General features: G+C 32.6%; 2 protein-coding genes. Both read left to right on the forward strand.

Going from position 1 to position 642, the window contains the following annotated elements; all coding sequences use genetic code 11:
- On the forward strand, nucleotides 1–103 hold a 103-nt coding region (locus HMPREF2801_RS09505), incomplete at its 5' end, for a CD1845 family protein (protein WP_246830010.1).
- Nucleotides 104–191: 88 nt separating this feature from the next.
- A partial coding sequence (locus HMPREF2801_RS08530) for a replication initiator protein A (RefSeq protein ID WP_148130105.1) occupies nucleotides 192–642 on the forward strand: 451 nt, incomplete at its 3' end.

The raw sequence follows: 642 nt of genomic DNA on the forward strand, positions 1-642 counted from the left end.
ATTGATTATTGGATTCTTAGTTAGTCCATATGGAATACCAATGGTTGGAGCAACAGTTATAGCTTTTTTACAAGGTATCAATGAGGCAATAAAATCAATCTAAAAAATTTCATAAAAATGGTTACCAAAGGCGATAGATGAAAAAACTATCGTCTTTTTCTTTGCAAATTTTTTGGAGAGGAGGTGAAGCGATGGACTTTGACTATTTCTATAACAGAGAAGCAGAGAGATTTAATTTTCTTAAAGTACCGGAGATATTAGTTGATGGAGAAGAATTTAAGGGGTTGTCAGCGGAAGCAATTATCCTTTATTCCATGCTTCTAAAACGAACGGGAATATCTTTTAAGAATAACTGGATAGACAAAGAAAATAGAGTATTTATCTATTTTACCGTTGAAGAAATTATGAGAAGAAGAAATATCTCAAAGCCGACAGCCATAAAAACATTGGATGAGTTAGACAGTAAAAAAGGAATCGGACTGATTGAAAGAGTAAGGCTTGGACTTGGAAAACCTAATATCATTTATGTGAAAGACTTTATGAGTGTATTTCAAGCAAAAGGAAATGACTTTCAGAAGTCAAAAAACTTTACTTCAGAAGTAAAAGATGTTGACCTCAGAAGTAAAGAAAATGAACTTCAGG

It is taken from the genome of Peptoniphilus sp. HMSC062D09, assembly GCF_001811425.1.
Lineage (GTDB): Bacteria > Bacillota > Clostridia > Tissierellales > Peptoniphilaceae > Peptoniphilus_A.